This window comes from Legionella erythra (assembly GCF_001467615.1).
GTDB lineage: Bacteria > Pseudomonadota > Gammaproteobacteria > Legionellales > Legionellaceae > Legionella_C > Legionella_C erythra.
Genome location: NZ_LNYA01000034.1, coordinates 641,575 through 659,157, shown reverse-complemented (window position 1 = coordinate 659,157; position 17,583 = coordinate 641,575). Strand labels below are relative to the sequence as shown.

The following is a 17,583-nucleotide window of genomic DNA, read 5'->3' as shown; positions in this document are numbered from 1 at the left end:
TGCCCACCTTTATTACCCGTGCTTCTTCTGAATCAGGAAGCATTGATGGATGCGTTTGTTTCGCTTGAAATCCTCATCAATGGTCTCAGCGGAAATGTCTTTGACAGCATACTGGCCGCTTAACATGGGCGACAATTTAAATTGCCTTAAATTGGTGGAAAAGTAGAGACTACCCTCAGGATTTAGCAGACGCATGGCCGCATGAATCAGCATTTCATGATCCCGCTGAATATCGAGGGTCGCAGACATACGCTTGGAATTAGAAAAACTCGGTGGATCAAGAAAAATGACATCAAAGCGATCCCTCGCCATTTTTAACCATTCCATGCAGTCAAACTGCACCAGTTGATGCCTGGAAAGATCAAGATGATTGAGTTTAAAGTTATCCTGCGCCCATTTCAGATAGGTATTGGATAAATCCACACTGGTCGTAATGGCACCCGCTAAAGCCGCCTGCACACTGGCCGTCGCCGTATAACAAAAACAATTAAGGAAACGCGTGCCCGGCGCCAGCTGTGAAAAACGCATGCGTAAGGGGCGATGATCCAAAAATAATCCGGTATCAAGGTAATCGAATAAATTGACAATCAATTTAGCCCGGCCTTCGGTCACGGTTAAGGTGCGTTTAAACTCACCCATTTTCTGATACTGATTACTGCCTTTCTGTTGTTTGCGCTGTTTGACAATCAGTTTGTCCGTGGATACGTTCAAAATCTGCGGCACCACCTGCATCACTTCAAGACTACGTTTTTCAGTCTTGTGAGCCGCAATCGATGCGGGGGCTGCATACTCCTGCAGCACCGCATAGTCGTTGTATAAATCAATAGCAAAATTATATTCAGGTAAATCCGCATCATAGACACGGTAGCAGCTGATGTGGTTACGTTTTGCCCATTTTTGCAAGTGTTGCGCATTCTTTTTTAACCGATTGGCAAACATTTGCGCACCACCGGATAGATTATCTCCAACCGAACTTTTAAGCAGATTAGTCTCGCTTAGGCTCAGGCAATACAATTTGCATTCAAGTGCCCCATTATAAAGGGTGTATTGTTTACCAGAACGCAATCCCGTGGCTTTAGCCAGCAACGGATTGGATGTAATGAACGCAGCTTCCCAGCCTTTGAAATGAGCATGCCAGGTAGCGCCTAATTGTTGATACAGTGGAATAAGCTGGGTGCTTTCCCCTAAACGCTCACCATAAGGCGGATTGCACAGCAATAATCCCTTGCTGCTGGCCGGACGAATCGCCGTAATGGCCTCTACGTCAAACTCAACCAGGCGCGACAAGCCCGCGCGCTCGGCATTCGCCCGTGCCAGGTTAATCATTTTATTGTTGTTATCCGTTCCTTTGATAGACACTTTCGGCGGCTTGACTTGCTGTAAGGCTTGGGCACGCAACTTTTCCCACAAGGACTGTTGATGCTGCACCCAATGGATTAACGATTGATCCTGTCGCAATAAGCCGGGTGCAATATGACTGGCCATCATCGCCGCTTCAATTACCAAGGTTCCTGAGCCGCAAAAGGGGTCGTGAAAAGCATAACCACTTGCTGCCAGTTGCGGCCATTTGGCGCGCAGCAACATGGCCGCAGCGACTGTTTCTTTAAGTGGCGCCTCACCTGCCTGAGTCCGGTAACCGCGTTGATGCAGGCTAAAGCCCGTTAAATCCAGGCTCACCGTGACCTTATCCTGCTTTAAGTGAGCCTGCAGACGAATCTGAGCCTGCTCCCTGTCAATGGAGGGGCGATTACCCTGTTGTTTACGGAAGTGATCCACAATGGCGTCTTTAATCACCTGTGCGCCAAACATGGAATTACGGATGTGGGCAGACGAGCCATGGAATTCAATGGCCAGCGTTTTATCCACGGTAAACACCGTTTGCCAGGGAAATTGATAACACAATGCATACAAACTTTGCTCATTATGGGCTTCACCGCTAAAGAGCAACAAATGTACACGATTGGCGAGACGTGACCAGATGCACAGTTGATAAATGACAGCCAGGCTTGTCTCACCAAAAACACCCTGTGGACTGACACGTTCGACATGCAACCCCAGTTGACACACCTCGTCTTCAAGCAGGTACTCAAGCCCTTTGGCACAGCTAATAAAAAGAGAATAATTCATTATAAACAGGACCTTAAAAAGCGAAACAACGCTTTAGATGCGCCGGTATGGGTATCCTTATCCCGTTCTTCAATGGCTTTTTTAACCAATTGGCGTAATTGCTGCACATCGTCTGGGTGATAGCAATCAATAAATTGCGTCAAAGCATCCTTCCCCTCCGTGATTAATCGATCACGCCATTGCTCCAACTCATGAAACGCTGCTGTTTTAGCATTGTCTTCTTCAATAAATTGATTATAGGCTTCCGCGATGGCCTCATAGTCGGACGCTCGCATTAATTTACCGATTAACTGGGACTGACGGCGTATTGCACCATGACTCTTGATGGTTTTAGCATCCATAATCGCCTGCCGCAAATTGGGCGGCAAGGGCAATTGATCCAGCTTGGCCTGACTTAAGCCAATTAATTCAACGCCCAATTTCTGTAATGCATCCGCCTCTCGCTTTTTTTGTGATTTACTTTTCGATTCTTCCATCAACTGGCCTTCTTCATCTTATTGTCAGGCAATACCGCCAACAAACCCGCATCATCAATGAGAGCCTTTACCTTGTCGGCAATAAAGCGATGCACAGTCGTGGTCGGATGAACACGATCCCAGAAAAGGTAGCCGTCGCATTGTAAAGGTTCATCCTGAAGTCGAGCGGGAAGTAACGCATGCAAATAATCGGTTAGCATGGCTTCATGCAACTCGGGGTTGGAGTTTATCATTAACCGCTGCTCTTCAGTAAGCTTAGGATAACGTTTCTGCATGTTTTCATACAAAGTGGCCTCATCCGGCATCAAAGCTTTAACCCAGCCCGTGTAGCCTCCCAGGTAGCAGGGTTCCTCGGTATTCGTCAATCCATAATCATTAGCATGCTGGGTGGCCTCTACAAAATAGCTGTAGATATCAAAATAGATGAAAATAACATCCTGGTATTTCGCCTTCAATCGCTCGACTTCGTCTTTCAGTTTGCGGTTGTGGGTCAGGGTCAATTGCGTCAATAACGCCCCATTATTATTTTCTTTGGCAAACGGAGCATGACCAATGTCTGGCAGGTTCACAATTAAAAATTTATTGCCGCCATAACTGATAAGCCGCTCGGCAGCGGAACCAATCGCCGCCACCACGCCATCCGTCAACGGTTCGACATTGGTTGGACCATTTAAATAATTATTGGCACCGATCCATAGGGTATATAATGTGGTTTCCTTATGCCCATAAGTATGCCAATACAAGTAATTGTCCACTTCAAACGTCAGAGTAAACGGCAGATTTTCCTTGTAGGACAACACAGCCCCTGCACCACCGACAGCATAATCCTGAAAGCCGATGGTGTAATCAGCGGGAAAATAATGCTGATAAAGGTATTCTATCCACAGGGGGCCATTGGAAAATCGGCCTTCGTAATAAGGAGGCGATGCCGGTAGATAATGCCAGAGGAAGCGGTAAATATTGCCATTGTCAGACATACTGTCCCCCAAAATAACCATGGTATCAAAGCGGTTATTTAAAGCATGACTTGAAAAACTTAACAGGATACTGGCTACAATGCTTGCAATTTTTTTCATGACTTCATCCTTAAAGCTTATCCAAAATTAACGGCTCAGGTGCACATCAGCAATGCCTGACTGCGGGCCCTTGTACGGTTTTGAAAATAGGTGCGGCTGATAGCATAAAGATTATAAATTAAAATAACCAGTAATAATGAATGCAGCCAAGTCACCGTTAACGACGTGAACACGGGAATGGTAATAAGAACGCCGATACAGCCGGCTAAACTTAAGACCAGCGTTTTTTTCATCGGTATTTTGTCATGTTGTAAAAAAACCAGCGTGGTCAATGGCTGCTGCATGGCTCCAGCCGTGGTCATAATGGGGAAGGCAACCACCGGCGACACATTTAATAAAAATAAAACGCTTTGCACCATCACAAACAGACCAATGCCCACCGAAGTCAAAGCACCGCAGACTATCATCGCCAAAAACCCAATGAGTAACTTGTAGCTATGCAAATCCACGGCGTCACCTCCGAATGGGATGAGGCGCAATTGATGGCATACCAGTAAGGCAATTAACAAAGGAAAGCAACACATCATGGCTAAGCGAATGGCTTGTTTACTAAGCCGGCTGACCACCGTGCCACCGATTAGTCCGCCCAGGCAGGCGCCGGAAACGAGGGTGATTAATGTCGTTAAATTAACATCAATGAGTTGCATAAAAAACAAAGACTCAATGGTACCCGGGATGACCTGGGCGCCGTTATTAACGGCCGGGAGTTCATCATCCGGGAACGTCCCTAAAAGTTTGGCAAGGGCCACATTCACAGCAAAGCTGCCAACCCCCAAGGTATCGGCAATGAAGGCAATAACGCCGCTCGCCATTAATTTAATGTAATCCAGAATGGACAAAATCACCTTAGGCTGGGTATAAAGACGATACAGCATCGCCGCCACGCAAATCATGCTTAAAAGAAGTATGGTAAAAATAATAAGAGGAATTGCCATCAGCCCCACAAGCCATAAAAAGTTAAGCTTAAGCCATATCAATTGACCAAGAAAAGCTAAACTAGCCATCGATATGCCGGAATGACCAGTGATTATACATCATTTGGCCATACCAGCCAATAACTCAATGGGCAAATTGTGCATTATAAGGGCAATTAAGACGAGTATCAGCCAAATAACCGTTTGGCCAGGGAGGCTACGTGGCGCCCTTGCGCACGAGCAATCGTCAGTTCAATGGCATTGGGTTTCAGTTTACCATCCGACCCGGCAATCGTTCCGGCGCCAAAGGGCGAACCACCCCGCATTTGGCTTAAGTCGGTCAATGCCGATTCCGAATAGGGAACACCCACTAACACCATGCCATGATGCACCAGGGTATTCCAGAACGACATGATGGTGGACTCATTGCCTCCGCCAGTCCCTGTCGAAACAAACACGCTGCCGACTTTGCCAATCAGGCCGCCCTTAACCCACATGCCGCCGGTTTGATCAAGAAAATTGCGCATTTGTGCCGCCATGTTACCAAACCGGGTCGGGGTGCCAAAAATAATCGCGTCATAATCAACCAATTCCTGCGGTGTCGCAACAGGTGCAGTCTGGTTGAGTTTGACACCGGCTTTTTTAGCTACTTCTTCCGGCATGGTTTCTGGTACGCGTTTGACCACTACTGTCACCCCATCCACTTCCTTCACCCCCTTTTCGACTTCATAGGCCATGGTTTCCACATGACCGTAACTGGAATAATACAATATCAATACCTTGGCCATTGACTCCTCCTTGATTAAAAACGGTTATTGCGAAAATCATCCAGAGCCTGCATGACTTCCTCCTGAGTATTCATAACAAAAGGCCCCAATCGGGCAATCGGCTCATGCAGTTTTTTTGCCGCGATGAGCAGACAACGCGCTTCCCCATCCATCGCCCGCAGCAGTAAATCGCCGCCGTTACTTAAGACAGCAAGGGTATGGGCCATGACCACATCACGGCCCACGGCTATTTTTCCTTTTAGAACAAAAAGCAGTGCCTGATGATCATTGGTAATCACGTCGCTTACTGTCTCTTCGGCTGATAGAGAAATATCAAGAAACAAGGGCTTGGTGGCTATGCCATGGATAGGTGACCGGCTTCCCTGCCGTGTTTCGCCAGCAACGACTTTGATTTGCCCGCCTGCCGGCAATTCTTCCACCGGCAATTCATCGGCAGTAAATTCCTGATAGCTTGGTTCAACCCATTTGCTGGCAGCCGGCAGATTAAGCCATAATTGCAAACCAGTCAGGCGGCCATCCGCCTGTTGCGGCATTTCAGAATGAATGATGCCTTTACCGGCCGTCATCCACTGCACATCACCAGGACCAATCAAACCATGCCGGCCGTTATTGTCCTCATGAGCGATTTGCCCCGCAAGCAGGTAAGTGACGGTTTCAAAACCACGATGGGGATGGGGTGGAAAACCCGCCATAAAATCCAGGGGATCCTCACTGTCAAAAAAATCAAATAATAAGAATGGTTCATAATTGTTTTGCCTGTCCGCCCCGATGTAACGAAACAGTTTTACCCCTGCGCCCTCACGCACCAGCGTACCCTGCAGGCGTTCTTTTACTTCGATTTGATTCATTGGCCTCTCGCTTCAATCCGAATGACTTTAGCATAGTTTAAAAACCTGAATATAGGGATGGTTATAAGCTGATTTATTTACCCCTGGTCTTTTTGCCGTTTTAAGATCCCTGTTCTATGATTACTATTCTGAGGCTCGCTCACTCAAACCTCAAGTTGCATCGCCGTTTCTACTTTATTCAACAACAAAAGGAGTTGTCTGTGGATACCAAGGAACATACTGCATTAGGCAATGCTTTAACATTTAAGGTTAAAAACAACCCTTATTTAAAAATCGGTGAGCAGGGGACATTACATCTACGCCTGATGCGTTTTTCCAACACGGGTTTTCCTGAGCCCATGGCGATGGAATTGTCTTTTGGTGAAATCATTGCCATGGCCGGCGATTTTTTTACCGATGCAACTTGGGTCATGGATTTAAATTTGCCGAAATGCCATGGGCAAAAAACCAAATCAATCGGTAAAAAATTAATCAATCAACCGGTCAGGCCAGAAGATCATCAGGCTTTGCTGCGGGCTTATAACAATCTTGCTTCGCCTGAAGTCAGCCGCGGTGACATTGATAAAATTTATCGCATTGACCAGACACGCTACCTGCCTTTTTCAGATACCTTAAATGATTATGTCAAACAGTTGATGTTTTATCTGCGTGTGAAAGATTATGGTGAAATGTTAAACCGTAACCAGACCCATTTCACACCCTGGTCCGTCCGGGTTTATACAATTGGCCATCATCTGGCCCTGGAGTTCACCCGCATTGCCTATGAACTTCAGCAATTGGCAAATGATCCAAACAGCATGCCCAAACAGGCGGCCACGCGTGACTTATTGGATCGTTTGAATAAAGGCAAGTCTTTAACTGCTGATGAATTGCGCGATCTGGCCTATCGTTATCAAGCCATGGGACTGGGACTGGAATTATTTACCCTCCATTATTACTCCGATCATTTTGCCTCAGGTCATATGTCCATGGTCAGTGATCTGCGTGTATTACTTCAGGAACGGTTTGGCATATTAGGCGGTATTCTAGCTAACGACCTCCATAACGAACTGAATCGTGTCGGTGTTTACACGACCCGCGCCTACGATCCAACCCCAACCCCGTCCGATCCGCCGAATCCGGCCCGAGGCGACAGTGATTTTGATGAGTGCATCAATCACTTTAATAAAACAGCCTGTCTTAGCGGCATGCAAAAATCACTGGGCGACCTGGAACGGGTTTTTCAGGGCGGTGAATTGCCCGCGCAGGATCAGTATGCCGGTCTTGAAGACCTGCCGGATGTTGATAAAACGTACCGTCAACCCCAACCCCTGCTTGTGCTGGATGCAAATGAGGGAATTTTTTATCGTAATGATTTAAGCAAAATCCATTTACTGTCGCCTTCGGATTACCAACAGCTGCGTGAAAATCCTGGTGCGCATGGTTATTCACCATTAACCAGCAAATGGAGCGCCTTCAATCTGGTCGCTAAATTAAGGCTTTTTCCTTATGTTTACCAAGGGAAGCTGCAAACGCTTTCACTCAATGAATCATTGCGTATTCAAAAGGAAGAGCAGGATTTAAATCCCGAACGGCAGCCCATTCCTATCCCGCCCTGCACAACACCATCCCTTCAGGTCAATGCCGATTGGCGCACACCGGTTACGGGAGCCTCATTGCAACAAGCCCTGCGCAAACATGGTTTGCTTGCAGCACCCGTAGTTAACTTGAAGGAAAAGGACGAGACACTGGAGACGACGCTTGCCCTCGGCTCCTGAATAAATAAATAGCCATTGAGGATAAGCAGCTCCTTAATGGCTTACCGATAGGGGCCCTCGCAATCAAAGCCTTTGGTTTGACCATTAATTCATAACAAAAGTGGGTGTTGGAAGCTCGTCGTCCACTGGGTAGGAGTATAGGAAATCCCCTTCCTTCGCTTTTCCTTCAGCCAATTTGGCAATGACGCTCATAATCATGTAAGAGGCTTCATACAATGCCCAAAGGAATGGGGAAAAATGAAATTTTTCTTCCGATTTTTGCGCGAGAAGATCAGAGACATCCTGATCATGCTTAAAATCTTCGTTGCGAATGGTCATAATATGAGCCGCCATGACAGTCTTGCCAATGCCAGGGAACGGTAAACCCTCTACTCGGTCTTTGCGATATTGTTCGATTTTGCCATTATAACTGACGGCCCTGTTTACTTTTATGTTGGGTTTACCCCATTGACCGGACAAAAACTCCACTTCTCCAAATCGTCGAATATCATCTTCTTCATGATAATGATGATAAACCCTTAAAAAATTATCGTCATGTGCGTAAGTTAATGCGGTAGCATCTTCATCTGTGATTCTGCCGACACCCGGAGAACCCAGAGCATAAACGGTGACACCTGCTAATTTTTTCAAACTATCCAGTTTTCCAAACTCTTTACGGTCAGCATCGAGTTTTTTTCTTAACCGCTCCGGATTGGTTGGTTTAAAACCTGCCTCTTCTATCTTACTGATAATACCTGCACCGTCTAGAGTATCCTGTTGCACCACGCAGGCTCGTTGAACGGTATGAGCAAATCCCTTGGCCAATGATCCACCGAGACTATGGCCAGCTACCCTTAATCTTATTTTTTTATCCGGGTGTTGTTTGGACAGCTGCAAAATCATGTCATTTACTTTTTTAATCAAGTCGCTTTCATATTTCTTTAACAGGTGCTGACCTGGACCCTCTTTGTCCACATCGGCTCTGAGGGAGGCGAAATCAATAGTGCCTAAAAAGTTAATATGAAGCTCAACTGTATCGCCTTCAATTTTATTGGCAACAGCGGCAGTGCAGCGAAATCCCGGCTTATTCAGTACGGGATGGACTGTATAACCCTGGACCGCCTGAGTCCTGGATTGGAAAATACTGCGGCGATGGTTATAGGTAAATTGGTACAGTTGATCGCGATAACTACCGTTAACAATATAATCCCTTTCTCTATGTTCATCATAAGGCGGTACAACAACCTCTACCGGTTCCTTGAGTTTTGCATCTTTTTTAAGGTGGACAACAGGTCCTCCCTTTTTATTAGAGCGGTTATCCTTATTTAACAGGTCCGGATTGTTTAAAAGTTGTGTTAATGAATAGTCTGGCATTGTTGGTTACGGGTTAGGTCTCTTGAAGTCATTATAAATAATAATGCTTAATAAATATTAACTATTTGTCACTTATTTCTCCATGTCATGGGTAGAGAAAGACCAATTGAATCCATAAAGAAACTGCCAGAAAATAAATGAACTATGATAACATAATTGATTTATACAAGAGCCTTCAAAACCAGAATCCCAATCGATTCCCCACGTCGTGGGTATTTGGTCTGGGTTACAGGCAACGCTCAATTTATTCTGGATTCTACCATGCCACTAAAAAAAATTGTTTTCCTTGGTTTACTTCTACTGGCTCACTGGGCACATGCCGGCGTCGTGTTAACCGACATTCAGGGTAGAAAAATTGCCATGAATGACCTAAAAGGTAAATGGGTGATGATTAACTACTGGGCCAGCTGGTGCCAGCCTTGTGTAGACGAAATCCAGGAATTTAATCGTTTTTACCGAATAGAAAAAGACAGGGTTGCTTTGTTCGCCGTGAATTATGAAGGATTGTCCGTAGCCGAACAACGCACTTTAATCAAACAACACCGTATCCGCTACCCCAGTCTGCAAAAGGATCCTCGCCATGCCCTGGATCTGGGGGATATTCGCGGGGTACCAGTAACCTTTGTTTTTAACCCGCGAGGAGAGTTTTTGACCGCGCTGTATGGCAGTCAAACCCTGGATACATTAAGGGAAATCATTAGTCGCGGCTAATACTCCGCTTCCTGTTCCTGATTATCGCTGCTCGAAGCAAACAAGCGCTGCTTTTGGTTTTGCGTCATGTTGATGGTGAGTTGCCACCCGCCATCCTCGTTACTGACTTCTTCTTTCACAGCCCCCAACTGATAGAGTTGAGCACGCAATCTGGCCTGCTCAGGGCCAAGGGTAACGGTTTCCTCAACGCTAATCCCATGAAGTTGCGTGGCGATGGCCCTAATCAATAAATCAAGTCCTTCACCGCTTTTGGCTGAAAGCCAAACCTTACAGGTGTCTTCCTGCTGATCCAGTTTTGGCTGCCAGTCGTCGAACTGGTCAATTTTATTAAAGACCTGAATAACCGGTATATCATCAACACCGATTTCTTTTAATACTTGCTGCACGGCAAACACCGTATCCCGCCAATGCGGATCGGCAATATCTATCACATGCAGTAATAAATCAGCCTGTGCTGTTTCTTCCAGTGTAGCGCGGAAGGCTTCCACCAGATCATGAGGTAAATCACGAATGAAGCCCACCGTATCGGCAAGAATGATGGACGAAGAGCCAGGAATATCCAGTTTACGCATGGTGGGATCTAAAGTCGCAAACAACTGATCGGCCGCATAACTGTGACCGCCAGTCAGTGCGTTGAACAGGGTTGATTTGCCGGCATTGGTATAGCCCACCAGCGAAACGGTTTTCAGATCGGCTTTTTGACGGGCGCGACGGTTTTGATCGCGGCTGCGCCGAACTTTTTCAAGCCGTTTATTGATGTATTTAATGCGCTCCCGCAATAGACGTCTATCTGTTTCAAGCTGGGTTTCACCAGGACCACGCAGACCAATACCGCCTTTTTGGCGCTCAAGGTGAGTCCAGCCGCGGACCAAGCGTGTGGAAAGATGCTGCAATTGCGCCAGTTCTACCTGTAATTTCCCTTCAAAAGTACGGGCGCGCTGAGCAAAAATATCGAGTATCAGGCCGCTTCGATCGACCACGCGGCATTGCAGCAGTCGCTCAAGATTTCGTTCCTGGGAAGGCGACAATTCATGATTAACCAAGACCAGTTCGGCCTGCTCGGCCAAGACCAGAGCCTGGATCTCCTCAGCCTTGCCCAGACCAACATAATACTTGGCTTCAGGGGTAGCGCGGGTGCCGGTAACGCAGGCTAACACTTCCGCCTGAGCCGATACAGCCAGTTCTTTAAATTCGGCTAAAGCCTTGCCGGCATCGACACCGGGAAGCGCCAGTTGCACCAGGATAGCGCGCTCGCCACCTTGCGGTCGTTCAAACAATACGTTAATTCCACTGCATTCAAAAGGCGTCAGTCTGCCACATTTTCATCCTCATCACCAGTAGGTACCTTGACCATCCGCGACGGCACCACCGTGGAAATGGCATGTTTGTATACCATTTGCGTGACAGAATTTTTTAACATCACCACGTATTGATCAAATGAATCAATCAAGCCGTGTAATTTAATACCATTGACTAAAAAAACCGATACCGGAACCTTTTCTTTACGGAGTTCATTCAGAAAGGGATCCTGCAGCAAGTGATTTTTATTAGACATTGCCTTCTCCTTGTTCTTGTTTTTTAAGGCAACCACACATTCATTAGTATAGTCGGCATTCGGTGAGAAAACTTAACAGCCGAATGAATTATTTATGAACGGCAGGTTTTTTAATAAAGCAAAAGCAGGGATTAATTTTTTCTTGCTGTTGGAGAGACAACTTTCGCCTGTTACACTCTTGATTGACCTCAATCGACCATTTGTGCATCAATACAAGGAGTATACAATGCCAACATATACACCAGAACAATTACGCAATTTAAAACCAATCGACGCCCATGCCCTGCTTGATGATGAGGATTCGCTGATTGCCAGCCGGGATGCTTTTGACAAACTCTCGGATAATGAAAAAAGACAACTGGTTTTTAATATGTTGTCCAATAGAACGGATATAAAAAACTTAAGCCATCTATCGGATGCGCTGCGTAACCCTACCCTGCAAACGGATAATTGTTTCCATGCCATGTTCTCAAGAGCATTAGAAATATGCCGTCGTCTTGATTCCATTACAGACACAAGAAACAACAATCCCGGACGAATATTTATCGGTAAAGAATTTAACGCCGATTTATACAATGAACACGCTAACCTCGTTCAGCATCGCCTGGCAGGACATGAAGATCAAATAGCCCAATGCCTGGCCAAATCGCCTGATTCTCATGCTGAAATTGCCAGAAGCTTAAGAATCCTGTCTATACAACCCACCGGCGATGTGTTTAAAACGATTAATGAGAAATTTGGGAAAATTGTTCGTGCCAAGAAAGAATCAAAAGAAGAAGAAATCAGTTTACTCGACGAGGATCTGTCGACCTTAGATGAGCATAAAAGCCCGTGTTGTACGTTGTTCTAATGGGTTTGATATTTTGACGCACCAAGCATGCCGCGGCCCGTCCGCGGTATTTCCATATCTCCTGGCGTACCATTTTTAGCCCACTATCAACACACCCTTGACGAAGTATAATCAATTGCTTAGCCCCAGTGCTCTAAGAGGAAGCAAACTGTGTTTTGAGATATTTCTTACAATTCATCGAGAAGTAATCATCAAGACTTTTTATGTGGACTGAGTAATACTTGAAATCAAAGGATGACACGGATTGTCTGACAGGAAGTCAAACAAGGGACCAGCACAATGGACGTGCTTTGCCGTAAGGATGCGGCTTTTTTGGAAAGGAATAGGTGATTCTGGCTTCCTCCGAGTGATTCACCTATCCCTTCACAATTTCAATAATATCCAGCCTTAAACATCAATATTTTCAGCTTCCAAAGCATTAGACTCAATGAAATCGCGCCGCGGTTCAACTTGATCACCCATTAAGGTCGTAAAGATTTGATCAGCCGCAACGGCATCTTCAATGCTGACTTGCAACATGCGTCTGACTTCTGGATCCATGGTGGTTTCCCAGAGTTGTTCTGGATTCATTTCACCCAATCCTTTATAACGTTGAATGCTTTGTCCGCGTTTTGCTTCGTCCATGAGCCAGGCCAGTGCATCCTCAAACGTCTCGGCGACTTGCTTTTTCTCACCGCGCTGGACATAGGCTCCCTCTTCAATGAGGTTAGCCAGTTTTGTACCTAAGTTATTGATTTCTTTGTAATCTTTCGAAGCAAAAAATTCGGGGCTTAGAGTAAGATAATTTTCTATGCCATGCTGCGTTATTGCCACGCGTGGGAAATAATAGTTATTGTCCTGATGGTATTGCGTATCCACGGCATATTGCTGACTCTTGTTATCGAGTTGTTGCAGACTGAGATGCAGTTGTTGAGCCCATCCGGCAACGATTTCCTGGTGACTAAAATCATCACTTTGTAATGAAGGCAGATACATGATGCGTTTCAGTACATGGTGATTATAACGGCGCGACAACCTCTTGATTATTTTTTCTACACGCCGATACTGCAAGACCAACTCTTCAAGCGCTTTGGCGATAATGGCAGGCGCGTCTTTGGCTGGGTAAAATGCGGCCTCATCCAATGCAGCCTGTGTTAAGTATTCATACAAAGCCTCATCATCTTTTACATATTGTTCCTGTTTTCCTCTCTTCACTTTATAGAGAGGTGGTTGAGCAATATAAATGTAGCCGCGCTCAATTAACTCTGGTGTTTGTCGGTAGAAAAAGGTTAGCAGCAAGGTGCGAATATGAGAGCCGTCAACATCGGCATCGGTCATGATGATGATGCGATGATAGCGAATTTTCTCAGGATCATATTCATCAGGACCAATGCCACAGCCCAAGGCTGTAATTAATGTGGCCACTTCCTGCGACGACAACATTTTATCAAAACGCGCCTTCTCAACATTAAGGATCTTACCTTTAAGCGGCAGAATGGCCTGAAATTTACGATCACGACCTTGCTTGGCAGAGCCACCCGCAGAATCACCCTCGACGATGTAAAGTTCTGACAGGGCAGGATCCTTTTCCTGGCAATCGGCCAATTTACCGGGAAGACCGGCAATATCAAGAGCCCCTTTCCGACGGGTCATTTCTCTTGCACGTCTAGCGGCTTCGCGTGCGCGGGCAGCATCAATAATTTTGCCAACGATTGATTTGGCCACAGAGGGGTTTTCTAAAAGGAAGTCGTTGAATTTTTCTGCAACAACCGACTCCACAACAGACTTTACTTCCGATGAAACCAGTTTGTCTTTCGTCTGGGAAGAAAATTTAGGATCGGGAACCTTCACAGAGAGGACAGCTGTGAGGCCTTCACGGGCATCATCGCCTGTGGTCGTGACTTTTGCCTTCTTAGCATAGCCTTCCGTTTCTATGTAAGTATTGAGGGTTCTGGTCAGCGCCGCTCTGAAACCAGCTAAATGGGTCCCACCATCTCGCTGTGGAATATTATTCGTGAAACAGAAAAATGTTTCTTGAAACGAATTGTTCCATTGCATGGATAAATCGACTGTGATGTTGTCCTTTTCAGCGGTTAAACTAAAAACCACCGGCATAATGGGCGTTTTATTTCGGTTGAGGTGCTCAACAAACGCCTGAATTCCCCCTTCATAACGAAAAGTATCCTGTTTTTGTGTCCGCTCATCAAAGAGATGAATGCATACACCAGAGTTTAGAAACGATAATTCTCTTAATCGTTTGGCTAATATGTCGTAATGAAACTCAATGTTGTTGAAGGTATTGGCACTGGGTTTGAACCAGACTTGGGTTCCTGTGGCATTGGCATCGCCGGTAATGGCTAAAGGCGCATCTGGAACGCCATTACGGTAGTGTTGCTCATGTACTTTGCCATTGCGTCGAATGGTTAAATGCAATTCTTCTGACAAGGCATTGACCACGGAAACACCCACACCATGCAAGCCGCCTGATACTTTATAGGAGTTATCATCAAACTTGCCGCCAGCATGCAGTATCGTCATGATAACCTCAGCCGCCGAACGCCCTTCTTCCTTATGGATATCAACCGGGATACCACGGCCATCATCTTTTACTGTGATGGATTCATCGGCATGAATCGTAACAAATATTTCTTTGCAATATCCAGCCAGTGCTTCGTCAATGGAGTTATCGACTACTTCAAAAACCATATGATGCAAGCCTGTGCCATCATCGGTATCGCCAATATACATCCCAGGTCTTTTTCTAACGGCATCCAAGCCTTTTAAGACTTTAATATTGGACGAATCATAGCTAGCATTAACAGTCATAAGTTTTCCTCTGTTACGAATTCTGCCTGTGCAAACCTTGGATTATAGCACTTTTCACCACAGGATTATACGTTCCGGCTATTTCTTTACATGGTTTTGTTAATTTGTTTCACGTGAAACAAAGAATGTTTAAATGGCCTGTTCATGGAGAAACCGTTCTATAGTTGCTGACCTTTATTCATGGTTATCAACTGATAATGATGCTCTGAGAAGTAGTCCGCAAACCACTCAGAGGTATTTGATGTGATGATAAATTGAGCCATATTCGTTTTAATATATTCCATGACCCGAGACAGGTGTGTTCGATCTAATTCTGCATTGATATCATCGATTAAATGAATGCAATGATGAGGTAATAATTCAGCTTGTGCCAATTTAAGAGCAAAAAGCACCACTTTTTGTTGTCCGCGTGATAGGTGTGATCGTGCTTTATGATCATCAATAGTAATGATTATATCCGCATGATGTGCACCATAATGGGTAAACTGCCGTTGCTTATCCATGTCTAATGTCCCTTCTAAAACATCACATAGACTTTTACCTTCTTGTTTCCTATCCCATCCCTTGTAATAACCAAGATGACAGGACAAATCAGAGAACGCCTTCAATATCAATTTAAATCGCTCATTTAGCGTCAGCAAATAACTGTTGCGTAACGCATCCAGCTGGTTGGCCAAATCAGATAATAGGCTATCCCAAGGCTTTAATTGCAGCATTGGTGCCTGTTGTTTGAGTAAACTATTCCTTTGCTTTAAAGCCCGACGATAATTTTTCCAAATGTGATGATAAGTATGTTCCACGTGAAACAATCCCCAATCCAATACACTGCGGCGAACAGTTGGACCGGAATCAATGATCTGAAAGATGTCCTGATAAAAAATCTGCGTTGGCAAAAGATAAGCAAGCTGACTGCTGGCAAGACAAGGAGCCCCATTGATTTTAACCATCGTCGCAGCCAAAAGCGATTTACTGATAGATATCGTCTGTTCATCTGCCGTTTTAGTAAAAACCGACAAAGCCGGTTGATGATAAGAAACGAGCTTAGAAATTTCACGGGTTCTGAACGAATGGCCATTCCCTAACAAATAGATCGCTTCAAGGAAAGAGGTTTTACCACTACCATTTAGGCCCGTGATTAAGTTAATGTGAGGATGCAATTGCTCCCGCAACGCATGCAGGTTTCGAAGGTTATGAATCTGTAATTCACTTAAAATCATAACTTCATAGGCATGATGATGTACTGGTAATTGCTATCCTGTAATGACTCAACCAAAATACTCTTATCTGTTGTGGACATGGATAACCGCACCAGGCCATCCGGTAAATACCCCAGCACATCCAATAGATAGCTGGCATTGATACCAATCTTGAGTTCATGACCATCCACGTGCGCCTCGAGTGATTCACTGGCCTCTTCCTGTTCCTGATTATTAGCAATCAGGTTGATGGTATTGGCCTGAATGTGAATAAGAACTGCACGTGATTTTTCATTAGCCAGGATTGCAATTCGAGACAACGACCGTTTAAGGATATCGCGGTCAATCAGGACATATTTATCCTGATCCGTTGGAATGGCTTTGGTGTAAGGAGGGAAACGAGCTTCAATCAATTTGGTTGAAAACGTATATTGTTCGGTCATTAACCGGAAATGACCTTTGCCTGCCGATAGAGCAATTGACTCATCACCAACTGCATTCAACAATCTGAGCATTTCCTGAACACCCTTGCGCGGCAGCAAAATACGTTGTGACGGCAAATGCTGATCACATTGAAATTTACAAATAGCCATGCGGTGACCATCGGTAGCTACTGTGGTTAAAAGCGTTCCTTCAATATCCAGCAACAACCCGTTAAGAAAAACACGAACATCTTGCTGTGACATGGCAAAATGGGTGGACTGCAAAAGATGTATAAGTGACTCACGCTGAATAGTAAACTCAATGTCACTTTTATCCAGATCATTCACAGGAAACTGATCCGCGGGTAATGTAGCTAACTTAAATTGGCTGCGTCCCGAGCGGATAGCTACTGCGCCAGCTGCTAACTTGATATCGGCAACTGCATCGTCATCAAGCGAGCGGATAATATCAATCAGTTTTTTTGCCTGTACTGTGATCTTGGCTGCAGCTTCAGCCGAATCACAGTCTAAAACAGCAGACATTTCAATTTCCAAATCAGTAGCAGTTAAAATCAGGCGATTATCAGATACCGCAAGGAGGATATTAGATAAAATGGCAAGGGATTGTCTCTTATCCACCGCCCCAGCCACGGTTAATAACGCAGGGAGCAACTTCCGCTTTTCTATAGCAAGTTGAAACATGTT

15 protein-coding genes are annotated in these 17,583 nt (G+C 45.3%); 3 read left to right on the top strand and 12 right to left on the bottom strand.

The window, feature by feature from the left end:
- Window positions 1-12 precede the first annotated feature (12 nt).
- The 6 genes from rlmKL to Lery_RS14260 all read right to left on the bottom strand — a co-directional run bounded on the left by rlmKL (window position 13) and on the right by Lery_RS14260 (window position 6,229).
- Window positions 13-2,127 carry a bifunctional 23S rRNA (guanine(2069)-N(7))-methyltransferase RlmK/23S rRNA (guanine(2445)-N(2))-methyltransferase RlmL gene (rlmKL, locus tag Lery_RS14285; protein WP_058527897.1) on the bottom strand — a complete coding sequence of 705 codons (2,115 nt, stop codon included), beginning with the start codon at window positions 2,125-2,127 and terminating at the stop codon, window positions 13-15.
- Window positions 2,127-2,603, bottom strand: coding sequence for a ribosome biogenesis factor YjgA (yjgA, locus tag Lery_RS14280; RefSeq protein ID WP_058527896.1), 477 nt, complete (start codon window positions 2,601-2,603; stop codon window positions 2,127-2,129). Before yjgA ends, rlmKL begins: the two co-directional genes overlap by 1 nt.
- Window positions 2,603-3,679, bottom strand: a complete 1,077-nt coding sequence (locus tag Lery_RS14275) for an SGNH/GDSL hydrolase family protein (protein ID WP_058527895.1) — start codon at window positions 3,677-3,679, stop codon at window positions 2,603-2,605. The genes yjgA and Lery_RS14275 overlap by 1 nt, the downstream gene beginning before the upstream one ends.
- A gap of 35 nt (window positions 3,680-3,714) precedes the next feature.
- A complete protein-coding gene (locus tag Lery_RS14270) occupies window positions 3,715-4,614 on the bottom strand; it encodes a hypothetical protein (RefSeq protein ID WP_058527989.1) in 900 nt (299 codons plus the stop codon).
- Between the two features lie 167 nt (window positions 4,615-4,781).
- Window positions 4,782-5,381, bottom strand: coding sequence for an NAD(P)H:quinone oxidoreductase (wrbA, locus tag Lery_RS14265; RefSeq protein WP_058527894.1), 600 nt, complete (start codon window positions 5,379-5,381; stop codon window positions 4,782-4,784).
- Window positions 5,382-5,395: 14 nt separating this feature from the next.
- A complete protein-coding gene (locus tag Lery_RS14260; protein WP_058527893.1) occupies window positions 5,396-6,229 on the bottom strand; it encodes a pirin family protein in 834 nt (277 codons plus the stop codon).
- A 200-nt stretch (window positions 6,230-6,429) separates the two neighbouring features.
- On the opposite strand from Lery_RS14260, the gene Lery_RS14255 reads away from it, so the two are divergent.
- Complete coding sequence (locus Lery_RS14255) at window positions 6,430-7,986, top strand: hypothetical protein (RefSeq protein ID WP_058527892.1); 1,557 nt, start codon at window positions 6,430-6,432, stop codon at window positions 7,984-7,986.
- Between the two features lie 84 nt (window positions 7,987-8,070).
- On the opposite strand, the gene Lery_RS14250 is transcribed toward Lery_RS14255, so the two are convergent.
- Window positions 8,071-9,339 (bottom strand): alpha/beta hydrolase family protein, encoded by a 1,269-nt coding sequence (locus Lery_RS14250; protein WP_058527891.1) that lies wholly within the window; start codon window positions 9,337-9,339, stop codon window positions 8,071-8,073.
- Window positions 9,340-9,600: 261 nt separating this feature from the next.
- On the opposite strand from Lery_RS14250, the gene Lery_RS14245 reads away from it, so the two are divergent.
- Window positions 9,601-10,050, top strand: a complete 450-nt coding sequence (locus Lery_RS14245) for a TlpA disulfide reductase family protein (RefSeq protein ID WP_058527890.1) — start codon at window positions 9,601-9,603, stop codon at window positions 10,048-10,050.
- On the opposite strand, the gene hflX is transcribed toward Lery_RS14245, so the two are convergent.
- Both hflX and hfq read right to left on the bottom strand, forming a co-directional pair.
- The gene (gene hflX / locus Lery_RS14240; RefSeq protein ID WP_058527889.1) at window positions 10,047-11,327 is read right to left on the bottom strand and encodes a ribosome rescue GTPase HflX; all 1,281 of its coding nucleotides are present in this window, start codon (window positions 11,325-11,327) and stop codon (window positions 10,047-10,049) included. The two genes, Lery_RS14245 and hflX, sit on opposite strands and share 4 nt — an antisense overlap.
- Before the next feature lie 29 nt (window positions 11,328-11,356).
- Window positions 11,357-11,605: an RNA chaperone Hfq gene (gene hfq, locus Lery_RS14235; protein WP_058527888.1), complete on the bottom strand. Its 249-nt coding sequence runs from the start codon at window positions 11,603-11,605 to the stop codon at window positions 11,357-11,359.
- A 226-nt stretch (window positions 11,606-11,831) separates the two neighbouring features.
- Between hfq and Lery_RS14230 the strand changes: the two genes are divergently transcribed.
- Window positions 11,832-12,455, top strand: a complete 624-nt coding sequence (locus Lery_RS14230; protein ID WP_131750987.1) for a hypothetical protein — start codon at window positions 11,832-11,834, stop codon at window positions 12,453-12,455.
- Between the two features lie 387 nt (window positions 12,456-12,842).
- Here Lery_RS14230 and gyrB read toward each other — a convergent pair whose 3' ends face one another.
- The 3 genes from gyrB to dnaN all read right to left on the bottom strand — a co-directional run bounded on the left by gyrB (window position 12,843) and on the right by dnaN (window position 17,580).
- On the bottom strand, window positions 12,843-15,260 hold the full coding sequence (gene gyrB, locus Lery_RS14225) for a DNA topoisomerase (ATP-hydrolyzing) subunit B (protein WP_058527886.1): 2,418 nt from the start codon (window positions 15,258-15,260) through the stop codon (window positions 12,843-12,845).
- Between the two features lie 158 nt (window positions 15,261-15,418).
- Window positions 15,419-16,477, bottom strand: a complete 1,059-nt coding sequence (gene recF, locus Lery_RS14220; RefSeq protein ID WP_058527885.1) for a DNA replication/repair protein RecF — start codon at window positions 16,475-16,477, stop codon at window positions 15,419-15,421.
- Complete coding sequence (dnaN, locus tag Lery_RS14215) at window positions 16,474-17,580, bottom strand: DNA polymerase III subunit beta (protein ID WP_058527884.1); 1,107 nt, start codon at window positions 17,578-17,580, stop codon at window positions 16,474-16,476. The genes recF and dnaN overlap by 4 nt, the downstream gene beginning before the upstream one ends.
- Window positions 17,581-17,583: the final 3 nt, after the last annotated feature.

What these genes read in the sequence shown, in the direction of transcription:
- rlmKL (WP_058527897.1), bottom strand. Translation starts at nt 2,127, where the DNA reads ATGAATTATTCTCTTTTTATTAGCTGTGCCAAAGGGCTTGAGTACCTG.
- yjgA (WP_058527896.1), bottom strand. Translation starts at nt 2,603, where the DNA reads ATGGAAGAATCGAAAAGTAAATCACAAAAAAAGCGAGAGGCGGATGCA.
- Lery_RS14275 (WP_058527895.1), bottom strand. Translation starts at nt 3,679, where the DNA reads ATGAAAAAAATTGCAAGCATTGTAGCCAGTATCCTGTTAAGTTTTTCA.
- Lery_RS14270 (WP_058527989.1), bottom strand. Translation starts at nt 4,614, where the DNA reads ATGGCAATTCCTCTTATTATTTTTACCATACTTCTTTTAAGCATGATT.
- wrbA (WP_058527894.1), bottom strand. Translation starts at nt 5,381, where the DNA reads ATGGCCAAGGTATTGATATTGTATTATTCCAGTTACGGTCATGTGGAA.
- Lery_RS14260 (WP_058527893.1), bottom strand. Translation starts at nt 6,229, where the DNA reads ATGAATCAAATCGAAGTAAAAGAACGCCTGCAGGGTACGCTGGTGCGT.
- Lery_RS14250 (WP_058527891.1), bottom strand. Translation starts at nt 9,339, where the DNA reads ATGCCAGACTATTCATTAACACAACTTTTAAACAATCCGGACCTGTTA.
- Lery_RS14245 (WP_058527890.1), top strand. Translation starts at nt 9,601, where the DNA reads ATGCCACTAAAAAAAATTGTTTTCCTTGGTTTACTTCTACTGGCTCAC.
- hfq (WP_058527888.1), bottom strand. Translation starts at nt 11,605, where the DNA reads ATGTCTAATAAAAATCACTTGCTGCAGGATCCCTTTCTGAATGAACTC.
- Lery_RS14230 (WP_131750987.1), top strand. Translation starts at nt 11,832, where the DNA reads ATGCCAACATATACACCAGAACAATTACGCAATTTAAAACCAATCGAC.
- gyrB (WP_058527886.1), bottom strand. Translation starts at nt 15,260, where the DNA reads ATGACTGTTAATGCTAGCTATGATTCGTCCAATATTAAAGTCTTAAAA.
- recF (WP_058527885.1), bottom strand. Translation starts at nt 16,477, where the DNA reads ATGATTTTAAGTGAATTACAGATTCATAACCTTCGAAACCTGCATGCG.
- dnaN (WP_058527884.1), bottom strand. Translation starts at nt 17,580, where the DNA reads ATGTTTCAACTTGCTATAGAAAAGCGGAAGTTGCTCCCTGCGTTATTA.